The 12026-nt window shown below is 40.1% G+C and carries 9 protein-coding genes; 2 read left to right on the top strand and 7 right to left on the bottom strand.

Annotated elements, in window-relative coordinates; translation table 11 throughout:
* Positions 1-4: 4 nt before the first annotated feature.
* Both metF and ahcY read right to left on the bottom strand, forming a co-directional pair.
* Positions 5-841 (bottom strand): methylenetetrahydrofolate reductase [NAD(P)H], encoded by an 837-nt coding sequence (gene metF / locus KTI78_RS00460; RefSeq protein WP_224991413.1) that lies wholly within the window; start codon positions 839-841, stop codon positions 5-7.
* A gap of 71 nt (positions 842-912) precedes the next feature.
* On the bottom strand, positions 913-2295 hold the full coding sequence (ahcY, locus tag KTI78_RS00455) for an adenosylhomocysteinase (protein ID WP_016140447.1): 1383 nt from the start codon (positions 2293-2295) through the stop codon (positions 913-915).
* 221 nt (positions 2296-2516) lie between these two features.
* Between ahcY and KTI78_RS00450 the strand changes: the two genes are divergently transcribed.
* Positions 2517-3053 carry a cysteine peptidase family C39 domain-containing protein gene (locus KTI78_RS00450; protein WP_262444900.1) on the top strand — a complete coding sequence of 179 codons (537 nt, stop codon included), beginning with the start codon at positions 2517-2519 and terminating at the stop codon, positions 3051-3053.
* A 37-nt stretch (positions 3054-3090) separates the two neighbouring features.
* On the opposite strand, the gene KTI78_RS00445 is transcribed toward KTI78_RS00450, so the two are convergent.
* From KTI78_RS00445 to lipA, 3 genes are all read right to left on the bottom strand, one after another.
* Positions 3091-3474 carry a carboxymuconolactone decarboxylase family protein gene (locus tag KTI78_RS00445; protein WP_000043120.1) on the bottom strand — a complete coding sequence of 128 codons (384 nt, stop codon included), beginning with the start codon at positions 3472-3474 and terminating at the stop codon, positions 3091-3093.
* Positions 3475-3580: 106 nt separating this feature from the next.
* A complete protein-coding gene (locus tag KTI78_RS00440) occupies positions 3581-6043 on the bottom strand; it encodes an acyl-CoA dehydrogenase (RefSeq protein ID WP_262444899.1) in 2463 nt (820 codons plus the stop codon).
* Between the two features lie 279 nt (positions 6044-6322).
* Positions 6323-7336 (bottom strand): lipoyl synthase, encoded by a 1014-nt coding sequence (gene lipA / locus KTI78_RS00435; RefSeq protein ID WP_002118167.1) that lies wholly within the window; start codon positions 7334-7336, stop codon positions 6323-6325.
* A 202-nt stretch (positions 7337-7538) separates the two neighbouring features.
* Here lipA and sthA point away from each other — a divergent pair, with 202 nt between their 5' ends.
* The gene (gene sthA / locus KTI78_RS00430) at positions 7539-8951 is read left to right on the top strand and encodes a Si-specific NAD(P)(+) transhydrogenase (protein WP_002118117.1); all 1413 of its coding nucleotides are present in this window, start codon (positions 7539-7541) and stop codon (positions 8949-8951) included.
* Positions 8952-9194: 243 nt separating this feature from the next.
* Here sthA and KTI78_RS00425 read toward each other — a convergent pair whose 3' ends face one another.
* Positions 9195-10409, bottom strand: coding sequence for an MFS transporter (locus KTI78_RS00425; RefSeq protein ID WP_262444898.1), 1215 nt, complete (start codon positions 10407-10409; stop codon positions 9195-9197).
* A 171-nt stretch (positions 10410-10580) separates the two neighbouring features.
* Complete coding sequence (locus KTI78_RS00420) at positions 10581-11927, bottom strand: MFS transporter (RefSeq protein WP_262444897.1); 1347 nt, start codon at positions 11925-11927, stop codon at positions 10581-10583.
* Positions 11928-12026: the final 99 nt, after the last annotated feature.

Here is a 12026-nt window from a genome sequence, read left to right as displayed (position 1 = left end):
AAAATTAATTTAAACCAAGATCAACAACGAGTTGACGAGTTGGTTCGACTTGATTCATTGAATAGAAGTGCAAGCTTGGTGCTCCACCTGCAATAAGGCGTTCGCATAGCTTAACAACAACTTCATGACCGAAAGCTTTAATACTTTCACTGTCATCGCCATAGGCTTGTAACTGCTTACGGATCCAGCGAGGAATTTCAGCACCCGTACCATCTGCAAAGCGAATTAAATTACTTGCATTGGTAATAGGCATGATACCAGGAGCGACAGGAATGTTAATTCCAGCTTTATCTAAACGCTCTATAAAATAAAAGTATGAATCTGGATTAAAGAAGAATTGGGTAATTCCCGCATTGGCACCAGATTGTACTTTTTCAATAAAACGTTGAATGTCCGAATCAAGGTTTTCAGCTTGAGGATGCATTTCTGGATAAGCTGCAACTTCAATATGAAAATGATCACCTGAGTGCTCACGAATAAAACGTACTAGATCCTGTGCGTAAGGAAGTTCCCCAAGTCCAACCTGACCAGAAGGCAAGTCACCGCGTAAAGCAACAATACGATTAATGCCTTGCGCTTTATATAAATCCAGTAACTCAGCAATACGAGCTTTATCATCACCAATACAAGAAAGGTGAGGTGCAACTGGCGTACCTTTACCGTTAAAATCTTCAATAGCAGCAAGAGTACGTTCGCGAGTAGAACCACCAGCCCCATAAGTAATCGAGAAAAACTCAGGGTTTAATAGTTGTAATTCTTGGTGAACAATACGAAGTTTTTCAGCACCAGCATCAGTTTTTGGTGGGAAAAACTCAAAAGAAATAGGTGTACGTTTAGTCATGTCAAATCCTTGTAAACAGCGAAACATTTTTAGAAAAAAGGGCAGTCGGTTCACCGTCTGCCCTTAATTTCTTAGTATTTGTAAGCGTCAGATTTGAATGGTCCCTCAACAGCAACGCCTAAATAATCGGCTTGCTCTTGAGTTAACTGAGTAAGTACACCACCGAAACCTGCAACCATTGCAGCAGCAACTTCTTCGTCAAGTTTCTTAGGAAGAACTTCTACGCGAATTTTTGCAGCTTTTTCATTTGCAGGAAGGTCAGCAAATTTCTCTTGGAATAAGTGAATTTGACCTAAAACTTGGTTAGCAAAAGAACCGTCCATCACACGTGATGGGTGACCAGTTGCATTACCTAGGTTTACAAGGCGACCTTCAGAAAGAAGGATAAGGTAGTTGTTTTCGTCTTCTGAACGATAAACTTGGTGAACTTGTGGCTTAACTTCAACCCACTTGTAACCACGTAAATAAGCCGTGTCGATTTCTGTGTCGAAGTGACCAATGTTACATACAACTGCGCCAGCTTTTAAGCTATCTAACATCGCTGCATCACACACGTGGTAGTTACCAGTTGTTGTTACAACAAGGTCAGTATTGCCAAGAAGATCGTGGTTAATATCTTCTTTTTTACCTGTTTGTACGCCATTTTTGTATGGAGATACAACTTCATAGCCATCCATACATGCTTGCATTGCACAAATTGGGTCAACTTCAGTTACACGAACAATCATGCCTTCTTGGCGTAAAGATTGAGCAGAACCTTTACCTACGTCACCATAACCAACTACAAGTGCACGGCGGCCAGACAAAAGCATGTCAGTTGCACGTTTGATTGCGTCATTTAATGAGTGACGGCAACCGTATTTGTTGTCGTTTTTAGATTTAGTAACTGAGTCATTTACGTTGATTGCAGGAACTTTCAAAGAACCGTCTTTCCACATTTCGATAAGACGTTGAACACCTGTTGTAGTTTCTTCAGTAATACCGTGAATACGTTCTAAAAGAGCAGGGTATTTTTCATGAACAAGAGCAGTTAAGTCACCGCCATCGTCCAAGATCATGTTGGCATCCCAAGGTTGACCATTCACATTGATCTGTTGTTCAAGGCACCATACATATTCTTCTTCAGTTTCGCCTTTCCAAGCAAAAACTGGAATACCGCGAGCAGCAATTGCAGCAGCAGCGTGGTCTTGAGTCGAGAAAATATTACATGATGTCCAGCGTACTTCAGCACCTAACTCAACAAGCGTTTCAATAAGAACCGCTGTTTGAATGGTCATGTGAATACAACCAAGAATTTTTGCGCCAGCAAGTGGTTTAGTCGCTGCATAGCGTTTACGTAAGCCAATCAAAGCTGGCATTTCTGCTTCAGCAAGTTTGATTTCTTTACGACCGTAGTCAGCAAGTGAGATGTCAGCAACTTTGTAATCTGTAAATGAAGCATTAACCGCGTTCATCAGGATCTCCTAGGAAAAAATAGTATTGATCATTCTGTTCGCGGATGCCGTTGTTGGTTAAAACGAGTGTTTAACCGATCGTCGAGCCTGGCAAATTGATCTTTAGTGCCGATCATTTGTCGCAGCATCCCTCGACTAGCGGGATATTGTACTTGGAAAAGCTTTTAGTGCCAATCCAGTTTTGTTTATTATCTGCGTAATTATTACTTTAGATTTCAATTATGGCAGTAAATATCCCCGAAGTATTAGCGAACCTTGAAGCCAACTGTGGCGTATTTGCAGTGTGGATGGTACTTCAGCATCATGCAGTGCAAATTGATGTGGCTGAGTTGATCAAAGTTTGTCGACACGATGAAGGAGGGACTTATACGATTGCCTTAGCCATCGCTTTAAAAAAACTCGGATTTGAAGTGTCATTTCATTCAGATGAAGACCCTAATATTAGCGCAAGTGAAAGAATGAGCTATAAAGAAGCAAAGGTATTAAAAATTCCAACTGGACCAGCACTCAGCTATCAAGATATTCAAACTGCAATTGAAAATGGAAAAATGGTGATTGTCTATTACGATACATTAGAGGGTGTCGGAAATCAGTCACTTATCTATTCTATTGAATCAAATGAAATCTGCTTTTTTGATAGTTTTGAGCCGATGTCGGCAGCAGTTTTTGAAATACAACGTCAAGTAGAAGGGATTTGTCGTCAGGCTATCGTGATTGATGACCGTAATTTTCAGGCATATTCGACCAAATTGAATTAGATAAAAAGAGCCAGTAGCGTGCTGGCTCATATTGAAGTTATTTTTGTTGATATTCTTGAATCACTTCTAAAGCAGCACGAAAAGCTTCTTGAGTAGCAGGTGCGCCACAATATGGCAGACTATGCAATAAAGTTTCTTGAATCTCTTCAACTGTACAGCCATTGTTAAGTGCACCACGAACATGCCCTTTGAGTTCAGTAGGTGATTTGAGTGCCGTGAGCATTGCCAAAGTAATTAATGAACGATATTTACGTGGTAGCACACCTTCACGTTGCCAAGTAGATCCCCATGCATGTTCATTAATCCAGTCTTGTAAAGGCTGGGTAAAGGGTACGGTATTTTCTTGGGCACGTTTTACAAAAGCTTCTCCCATCACTTCTGTGCGTACTTTTAATCCATTTTCGTAATCTTGCTTAGACATTAATTTCTCCTAAAAATAAAAGCGTCGATTGACGCTTTTATGGCTGTTTATTAATTAATGCGAATCAAGTGTGATTGCAATAGTGAATTAGTGGAGGCATCAGTCACTAAATTTGATGAGGATTCGACAAAGGAAGATCCTTATTTAAATCTTCATCAAATACATCTGTAAGCATGCTATCGAATCGAATTGCGTTGTATTGCAATAATTGTTGAGCTTCACTTTCAGAAATAAAACCTTCTTTTATCGCTTGTTGAATATTCTCTTCGAAAGTGAGTCCTGTAAATTTGCCTTTAGATTCAGCTTTTTTAAACTTATCCCAAAGCGGCTCAAGTGTTCGTAGAATTTGGAAAGCATGCTCTAAACGACCCGTTACATCATCGGCTTTGGTTGAATAAAATACGTGATGCTTAAGCTGTTCTCTGAAAGGATGCTCTTGCATCATAAGTTCAGCGACTTGTTGTTTTAACTCATCATCTGGTTTTGAAATGACACGACCAAAAGGGAAACAGATCCATTTCACAAACGTTGCTGGAAGTTTGGCTGGGAAATTTTCAAATAATCCCCAAAATGCTTCTTGAATATTCAAGAACGCTTTTTGTAGCGTCAATTTAGCGTGAAGTTGTTCAGCTTCAGTTTTTTGTCCGGCTTCATAAAATTTTAAAATCGCAGTAGAAATAAAGAGGTGCGCGTGAATATCTGCCAAGCGTCCTGATAACATCTCTTTGCGTTTTAAGTCTCCTGCAAGTAAGCCAAGTGACATATCTGAAACAAGCGCGAAGTTGGCACTAAAACGATTAATCGTTTTATAGTAACTTGCGGTGAATTGATCTGCTGACTGAGGTGCATCGCTTGAGCCACCTGTCCAACCATAAGCAAATGATCTAGCACCACGATTAAAGGTATAGGCTAAATGTTTAAATAATAAATCATCGAATTTTTGAACCGCGTTGGCTTTATCTTCAGACTGTAAAAGTTGCAACTCTTCAAATAAATAAGGGTGACAACGCATTGAACCTTGACCAAAAATCATCAATGAACGGGTCAAAATATTTGCGCCTTCTACCGTAATAGCAATTGGAATTGCTTGATAGGTAAGCGCAAGGAAATTACGTGGCCCAAGTTGAATTGCACGTCCTCCCGCAATATCCATCCCATGATTGACTACTTTACGCATCGTTTCAGTTGCATAATATTTTGCCATGGCAGTCATCACGGCAGGAGTTCCACCTTGGTTTAGGCCACATGTCACTAAATAACGGAATGCTTCAAGCATGTAAGCATCGCTGGCAATTTCACTGGTCGCTTCTTGTACGCCTTCAAATTTACCGACAGAAATGTTGAACTGTTGACGAATTTTCGCAAAAGCACCAACGGTTAAATAGCTCATTTCACCTGCTGCTGTTGCTAAAGCTGGAAGGGAAATACCACGGCCCACACCTAAGCATTCCATGAGCATACGCCAGCCTTTACCGGCATTTTCTTGACCACCAATAATCCAATCAATAGGAATAAAAACATCTTCTCCTTCTACTGTTCCATTCATAAATGGAGAGCCAGGATAATGACGTGCTCCTATTTTTACACCTGCATGACTGGCAGGAATTAAGGCACAGGTAATACCGTACTCTATTTTATCTTTATCGCCGAGTAAGCCGTCTGGGTCATAAAGTTTAAATGCAAGACCTACGACTGTGGCAATTGGGGCGAGGGTAATCCAGCGTTTAGAGAAATTCATGCGCAGCCCAAGAACCTGAGCACCTTCATATTCACCGTAGCAAACAACGCCTGAATCTGGAATGGCACCAGCATCTGAACCTGCTTCTGGACTGGTTAAACCAAAGCATGGAATTTCTTCACCTTTTGCAAGGCCCGGTAAATATTGTTGCTTTTGAGCATCGGTACCGTAATGCATGAGTAGCTCACCTGGCCCCAACGAGTTTGGAACCATACAACTTACAGCAGTGGTGAGTGAGCGTGAAGCAATTTTGCTCATAATACGGCTTTGGGCAAATGAGCTAAATTCTTTACCACCAAAAGATTTTGGAATAATGAGACCTAAAAAACCTTTGTCTTTAATAAATTGCCAAACCTCTGGTGGAAGATCTTTTAAGTGATGGTGAATTTCCCACTCATCTAGCATGTTGCAAAGTAACTCAACTTCATTGTCAATAAAACTTTGTTCTTCTGCTGACAACGTTGGATAGGGATACTTTTCAAATTGCGACCAGTCAGGTGCCCCCATAAATAATTCTTTTTCCCACCAACTAGTACCCGCCTCTAAAGCTTCTTGTTCAGTCGTACTGATGCTTGGCATTGAGTTTGCTAATGTTTTATATGCAGGTTTGGTAATCAGGTTAAAGCGTAATGGTGCAAATAAAATAATGATACTAAGGGCAATGAGGGGAATACCTAAAATGAGAGCCCATGGCGTTACTATGAGTGCTGTAAATATAGCGACAGCAATCGTAATTACACTACCAATGATCCGATTCAGGTTAAAAAAGAAAATTGCCCATATTGCAAAAATCTGAATGACAATGCTTAAAACAAAGAGTAGGAAAATCATACTTGCTCCTTGCTAGATAAGCCCTCAAGTTAGAAGTTACAAAAAAAGCGAGGAGAGAGTTAAGGCTTAACTAGCTAATTTTAATGCTGTTTAAATTTAATTTTTTATATCGCAATTGATGTATATGCTAGAGCAGGGATATATCGTACTTTTAGGTATAAGATATTTTTCAGTGAAAGTGTAATGGCTTGTTTTATCGATTTGTCAAGAAATGTTATTGATTTTCTTATACAAATAAAAAGCCCTCTAAAGTAGAGGGCTTTCATTGAACTTTAATTTTTAAGCTTCGACAACTTGAACAGCAATTTTTTTAGCTGGATCTACTTTACGACGAACTTCTGGTACTGGTTCACCATGGTATTGACGATCAGCAAAGTAACTTGAACGAACCATTGGTGCAGACCAAATATTTCTAAAGCCAAGTTTGCGACCATGCTCTGCATAACGTTCAAACTCTTCTGGCGTTACAAAGCGGTCAATTGGTGCGTGTTGTTTCGATGGCTGTAAATATTGACCAATAGTCACATAGTCAACATCGTGAGCACGTAAGTCATCAAGCAATGCAATAACTTCTTCTTCAGTTTCACCAATACCGACCATCAAACCACATTTCGTTGGAATGTCTGGGCAATATTCTTTAAACATTTTTAATAAGTTTAAAGAATGTTGATAGTCTGAACCTGGGCGCATTGCTTTATATAGACGTGGCACAGTTTCAATGTTGTGGTTAAATACGTCTGGCGGACATTCAGTCATAATACGTAAGGCAATGTCCATACGTCCGCGGAAATCTGGTACTAAAATCTCAAGTAATGTATTTGGACTAAGTGCGCGAGCTTCTTTGATACAGTCCACAAAGTGTTGTGCACCACCGTCAAGCAAGTCATCACGGTCAACCGAAGTAATGACTGCATACTTGAGTTTAAGATTTGCAATTGTCTCTGCCATGTGACGAGGTTCATCAGCATCGAGTGCATTTGGACGACCATGTGCTACATCACAGAAAGGGCAACGACGTGTACAAATATCACCCATAATCATGAATGTTGCTGTACCACCACCAAAACATTCAGGTAGGTTAGGACAAGCAGCTTCTTCACAAACGGTATGGAGTTTTTGAGCACGTAAAGTCGTTTTAATACGCTGAACTTCTTCTGGTGCCGTCATCTTGACACGAATCCAGTCAGGTTTACGCGGCACTTCAACCGTAGGTACAACTTTTACAGGAATTCTTGCGACTTTTTCTGCGCCACGAAGTTTTACACCCTGTTCAGGTTTACGGTGTTCTGACATATTTAACTTTTCCACTCGTTTATAGAGACATTGACATTGACATTGTATTATAGCGAACTTCTGCAGTTAATAGCGGAAAATAACTATTCATATAATAAATGTGGTTATTCAGAAATATAGGGTTGAGAAATACATAAATTCACCGCATATTACCCATAATTTATTATAAAATATGGTCATTCAAGTGAGGAAGGAGCTTTCAATGCCACGTAAAAAAGAGGTCGTTAGTGGGAATTTCGTTAAGTACGATGCGGTAGTTCTCGGTTCTGGACCTGCAGGTGAAGGCGCGGCAATGAAGCTTGCAAAAGCGGGTAAGCGTGTTGCAATTGTAGATGTGCGTGATCAACTTGGTGGTAACTGTGCACACGTAGGTACCATTCCAAGTAAAGCATTGCGTCAAACGGTTTCTAGTATTATTCGCTATCAGCGTGATCCAATGTTTCAAAAAGTAGGTGAATGGAAACAGTTCACCATGAAACAGGTATTGCGTAATGCGCACAAAGTAATTCAACAACAGGTTGATACGCATACACGTTTTTACGACCGCAACAAAATCGGTGTATTCCACGGCCGTGCATATATTCAAGATAAAAATACAGTTTTAGTTTTTAGCCATGAAGGCATTAAAGAAACAATTATTTGTAAGCAAATCGTGATTGCAACAGGTAGCCGTCCTTATCATCCGCAAGGTCTAGATTTTGATCATCCTCGTGTATTTGATTCGGATAAAATCCTTGATCTTGATTACTCAATTCAAAAAATTATTATTTACGGCGCAGGCGTTATTGGCTGTGAATATGCCTCAATCTTTATTGGTCTAGATCATAAAGTTGACTTGATTAATACTCAGCAAAAACTCTTAAGCTATTTAGATGATGAAATTGCTGATGCCTTGTCTTATCACTTACGTGAACAAGGTGTATTGATTCGTCATAATGAACAAATGGATCATCTTGAAACGTTTGATGACCATGTGGTTCTGCATTTACAAAGTGGTAAAAAGATTAAAGCTGATGCGATCCTTTGGTGTAATGGTCGTTCAGGAAACACAGAAGGTTTAGGCCTTGAGAATGTTGGCTTAGTTCCAAACAACCGTGGCCAACTTTCAGTAAATGATCAGTACCAAACTGAAGTTGAAAACATCTATGCTGCTGGTGACGTGATTGGCTGGCCTTCACTTGCTTCTGCTGCTTATGACCAAGGGCGCTGTGCGGGCGCAAACATGAGTGGTGAAGATGCGAAGCCAGTACGTGATATCCCAACGGGTATCTACACCATTCCGGAAATCTCATCAATTGGTAAGAATGAACAGGAATTAACGGAAGAGAAAATTCCGTATGAAGTGGGTCAAGCTTCTTTCCGTCATTTGGCTCGTGCACAAATTACCGGTGATACAGTAGGTGAGTTAAAAATTCTTTTCCATCGCGACACTATGGAAATTTTAGGTATTCACTGTTTTGGTAATAACGCTGCCGAAATTATCCACATTGGGCAAGCAGTTATGCACAGCCCAAACAATACCTTGAAATATTTTGTTGAAACGACATTTAACTATCCAACTATGGCTGAAGCATACCGTGTAGCTGCACTTAATGGTATGAACCGTTTATTTTGATTTTAAATAATTTTTTTATAAAAAAGCCCGCAAATTTGCGGGCTTTTTTATTTTCATTAGACCATAGGTTTCTTATATTTTTATGACAATGCAAAGCTTTAATCTGATTATCGCTATCTCTAGTGAGCACAAAATGCTTGATTGAAATATTCAAATAAATCAGGTGTCTGCCTCCATAAAATAAGTGAACAGACCAAAAGAGTAATGACGAGAAAAATCATAATTGTTTTCAAAAGTAAGGCATTATGCGTCATGAATAATAGCCTCCTCATTTACAAAGAAGTGTACGATTACACCTAATATACTCAATGCAATAGAACATAGCCAAATCGCATTGTAATTACCTGTTAAGTCGTGATTAACACCGCCAAGCCAACCGCCAAAGAAAGAACCGACTTGATGAGTGAAGAACACAATACCACTTAGCATTGAAAGGTATTTAACACCAAACATATTTGCCACAATGCCATTTGTGAGTGGAACTGTAGAAAGCCATAAAAGGCCCATAATCACTCCAAAAGCATATACCGTATATGTGCTTAAAGGTAATAGTAAAAAAGCAATAATTGCGATGCCGCGGCTACCATAAAGTACCATTAATAACTTTGGCTTCGAGAAACGATCTCCTAACCAGCCTGCGCCGTAAGTCCCCACAATATTAAATAGTCCGACTAGTGCCAGAAACACGGTACCTGTAGCGGCATCAAAGCCATGGTCGATTAAATAACCGGGTAAATGTACACCTAAGAATACAACTTGAAATCCGCAAACTAAAAAGCCTAATGCTAACCACCAGAAGGGTTTGTGTTTTCGGGCAATATTCAATACTTGCTTAAATGTGAGCTGAGGTTGTGTAATTGCTTTTGGTGTTTGAGTGCTAGGACCTTTTAACATCCACGCTAGTGGAATAATAAGGGCAATTAATAGCGCACTGACTATTAGGGCTGCTGACCATCCAACATTTTTAAGTAAGAGAAGGGTTGAGGGCAGCATAATAAACTGACCAAAAGAACCTGCTGCACTGGCAATCCCCATTGCCATACTTCTTTTTTCAGGCGGAGCAGCTCGGCCTACTGCACTCAGTAAAACTGTAAAAGAAGTTGCGGATAAAGCTAAACCAATAATAAGACCTAGGCTCAAATTCAAAATGAGTACATTTGAACTAAAAGCCATGAGTAGTAAGCCGAGGGCATAAAGTAGCCCACCAACAGCAACCACAATTTTACTGCCGTATTTATCTGCGATAGCCCCAGTAAAAGGTTGAACTGCGCCCCAGATTAAATTTTGCATAGCGATTGCAAGACTAAAAACATGCTGCCCCCAACCGAACTCATGGCTCATTGGTACGAGGTAAAGGCCGAAACCATGACGAACACCTAATGAAAGTGCCAGAATAATTGCACTGCCAATCAACATATAGATGAGGGACTGAGAAAATTGGTTGTCAGTTCTAGTCATGATTAGCGGGAAATTATAATAATGATGATTTATTGTAGAAGATATATCGAATAATATCGATATAGATGGCAAGAATATTTAAGAAGAATTAGAAAAGTTTTTAAGAGGCGTATTTTATGAAAAGACAATTAAAGAAGCAGACATCATTTTGATATCTGCTTCTTATAAAAATTACGCAGCGGAATTACGCTCAAGTAATGCTTGTTCAAAAAGGACTTGTTCTTTTTCTTTATGTTCAGTAGTAAAGCGAATCAAAATGACGCTACAGCCAGCGACCATAACCAGACCACCTAAAATAAATAAGCAAGTTTGAACATCAAGCAAGCCTTTAAGTAGGAAACCAGCAGCTACAGCACCAACATTGCCACCAGCCCCAATAATGCCAGCAACACCACCTAATGCATTACGGTCAATGAATGGTACGAGAGCATAGGTCGCGCCACAAGCCATGTGAGTAAACAGGGCAAAAATTGTCATGGAAATAATTGCAAGAGCAACCACATTCATTTGAGAAAAAAGAATTAAGAATAAACCTTCGCCCAAAATCATGAGCACCAGTACTTTAGTGCGGCCATCTAAACCTTTTTTCAGAGCGACTTTGTCGGAAATAATACCGCCAAGCGCACGAGCGAATAATGCTAAAAGACCAAATATCCCGGCAGTTAAACCAGCAGTTTTTAAATCCATTTTGAACTGATCAACATAGTACATTGCTGCAACGTTATGGATAAAAATTTCGATTCCGAAGCATGCCCCGTAAGCCACAAATAAAATCCAGACGCGGTAGTTGCGAGCAGCTTGCATTAAAATTGCCATGCCACCTTTTTTGCCACTGCCAACTTCAATGCCTTGTGCACGAACTTCTTTAAAATTTCCTTGCGGGCAATCTTGAGTGAGTTTCCAGTAAAGAATACCAACAATGACCATCATTATGCCCGGTACGACTAACGCAACACGCCAGCCCATAGTTTGCTCGACGCCAAACATGATAATTGCACCGAGTAATAAAGGCATAAGCGCTTGGGTTGCACCGCCACCAGCATTTCCCCAACCAGCTGCTGCCGCATTTGCTGTCCCTACTACGTTAGGGGCAAACATGACACTGGTGTGATATTGCGTAATGACAAAGCTTGCACCAATTGCACCAATCAGCAAGCGGAAGAATAAAAAGGATTCATAACTGTTGGCCGCAGCTACTCCAAATACTGGAATACTTCCTAATAGCAATAGGGTGGTGTAAGTGATGCGGGGGCCATATTTATCACATAGTGGACCGACAGCGAGTCTTACTAAAATCGTAATCGCAACGGCAGCAATATTAATATTGGCAATTTGATCTTTCGTTAAGCCGAACTCACCTTTAATCACTGGCATTAATGGAGCACATGCAAACCATGCGAAGAAGCACACAAAGAATGCGAGCCATGTCATATGGAAGGCACGCATTGATGGAGTAGAAAAACTGAATAATTTAATCTCAGTTGCTTTTTTTGCATCTAGATTGATATTTGAAGACATACGCCGTCCCCCTGAACTGAACGAAATGTTAATTTGCTTGGCAATTTATTGCCTACTGCATACCGATCAGAGCGGACATCATTGGCCGTCTTGGTTTAT

This window comes from Acinetobacter sp. WU_MDCI_Abxe161 (assembly GCF_025514355.1).
Classification (GTDB): Bacteria; Pseudomonadota; Gammaproteobacteria; order Pseudomonadales; family Moraxellaceae; genus Acinetobacter; species Acinetobacter pittii_E.
Note: the sequence above shows the minus strand (reverse complement) of the source record. Positions and strands in the feature narration are given on the sequence as shown.